The sequence below is a fragment of the Halomonas borealis genome (assembly GCF_004798905.1).
Taxonomy (GTDB): Bacteria; Pseudomonadota; Gammaproteobacteria; order Pseudomonadales; family Halomonadaceae; genus Halomonas; species Halomonas borealis.
Genome location: NZ_SDMO01000038.1, coordinates 1 through 364, shown reverse-complemented (window position 1 = coordinate 364; position 364 = coordinate 1). Strand labels below are relative to the sequence as shown.

Here is a 364-nt window from a genome sequence, read left to right as displayed (position 1 = left end):
TCTACGCTCGCAAGGTGCTGACAATAACCTGATTAAAGGAATTTTGGCTACTGAGTTTGAAAAATATAAAAAAATTAATGAAATTATTCTCAACTCAGAATATGTTGCCCCAGGAGTTGTGGTTGCCTTAGGTAAACCCAACCAAAAATATGACAATGTTGCGACAGCTAAAGCTGCAGACACTCTGCTAGATATGGCAGATGTTCAAGCAGCATTCTCTATTACAAATCATCAAAATGGTTATATTTCCATCTCGGCGCGTTCATTTAAAGATTATAACGTTCAAACGATCATGGAAGCCATGGGAGGTGGCGGACACTTTAATGCCGCCGCAACACAAATATACGAACGAAATATCGATGAA

At 39.0% G+C, this 364-nt stretch carries 1 protein-coding gene; it reads left to right on the top strand.

Translation table 11 applies throughout. The annotated features are described in order from the left end of the window. Positions 1 to 364, top strand: a 364-nt coding sequence (locus tag ETC07_RS16095) for a DHHA1 domain-containing protein (protein WP_205742564.1), incomplete at both ends; no start/stop codon positions are given.